Source organism: Achromobacter sp. 1012554356 (assembly GCF_059760815.1).
This window is the reverse complement of sequence record NZ_JCBANC010000120.1, coordinates 1-1,308: the sequence shown is the minus strand read 5'-3', so window position 1 is coordinate 1,308 and position 1,308 is coordinate 1. Positions and strand designations below refer to the sequence as shown.

Sequence of the window (1,308 nt, the reverse complement as noted above, 5' to 3'; positions counted from 1 at the left end):
CGCGTGGCCCAGCCGCGGCGCGGTGATGCGGTGATTGATGATGGAATAGTCCGCCGGGTGGAAAACCGAGTTGCCGATGCCGCCCACGACCGCCGCGGCCATCAGCATGACGTAGCCCGTGGCCGAGCCGATCAGCACGCCCGACAGCACGAAGCAGGCCAGCCCGAACCACAGCACGGGACGCGCGCCGATGCGGTCCACCACGAAGCCCGACGAGGCCTGGCCAATGCCGGACACAACGTAGAACGTGGACACGAGCAAGCCCAGCCGCGCGAAGTCCAGCCCGAACTCCAGGCCCAGCGCGCCATAGAGCGACGGCAGGACAAGCTGGAAGAAGTGGGACGAGGCATGCGCCACGCCGATGAGCAGGATGATTTTCCAGTCGCGCCGGCGTACGGCGGCGTCCGAGAGCAAGGAGGTGGCGGCGGTAGCGGTGTTCATTGCACAAGGCCGCGCGAGGGCGGCAGGGATGCGGACCGCCGTTGGCGGATCGCGGGTTGTCTCCGGCGTCGCACGGACTTGCGTCCGGGCGACGTGTTCATGGCGATTGCGGCGCGCGGGCCGTGCCGGATCGAGCCGGCGTATCGCTCTTGACGTGACACGGCGGCCGTCTTGCGCGAGCCGGGCCGCCGTGGAGTGTTGCAACTGCGCCGGGCCGGCTGTTGTGCAGCCGGCCCGGCAAATCGGTATTACATGGCCTTTTCGCGGATCGCGGGCCAGGCGCGCTGCAGGTAATACAGCATCGACCAGACCGTCAGCACCGCGGCCACGATGATCAGGATGTCGCCCAGCAGTTTGGTGTTGACGCCGTAGATCGCCTGGTTGTACAGCAGGCACGGAATCGCGATCATCTGGGCGGCGGTCTTGAACTTGCCCAAGCGGTGCACGGCCACGCTGGCGCTGGCGCCGATCTTGGCCATCCATTCGCGCAGCGCGGAAATCGTGATTTCGCGGCCGATGATGATCAGGGAAATAAACGCATCGACGCGGCTCAGGTCCAGCAGCACGATGAGGGCGGCGCAGACCATCAGCTTGTCGGCGACGGGATCCAGGAAGGCGCCAAATGCCGATGTCTGGTTCCAGCGCCGGGCAAGCCAGCCGTCAAACCAGTCGGTCAGCGCGGCAATGATGAATGCCCATGCCGCCAGCGTGTCGCGCATGGGAACAGACATCCAGCTTTCGGGCAGATAGAACAGCCCGACCACCAGCGGGATCATGGCGATACGCAGCCACGTCAGAATAATGGGAACGTTAATTGGCATAGTGTCCGTATCCTAACAGAGGGAGGTCCCCCCCGAAGAGGGAGTC

General features: G+C 65.4%; 2 protein-coding genes. Both read right to left on the bottom strand.

Features of this window, described 5'->3' with window-relative positions; genetic code table 11:
- The coding region (locus AC6LJW_RS29405) for an MFS transporter (protein WP_498088970.1) at positions 1 to 441 on the bottom strand (441 nt) is incomplete at its 3' end.
- 248 nt (positions 442 to 689) lie between these two features.
- Positions 690 to 1,262, bottom strand: a complete 573-nt coding sequence (gene pgsA / locus AC6LJW_RS29400; protein WP_056563051.1) for a CDP-diacylglycerol--glycerol-3-phosphate 3-phosphatidyltransferase — start codon at positions 1,260 to 1,262, stop codon at positions 690 to 692.
- Between the last annotated feature and the right edge of the window lie 46 nt (positions 1,263 to 1,308).

Coding starts and splice junctions, on each gene's coding strand:
- pgsA (WP_056563051.1), bottom strand. CDS start 1,262: ATGCCAATTAACGTTCCCATTATTCTGACGTGGCTGCGTATCGCCATG.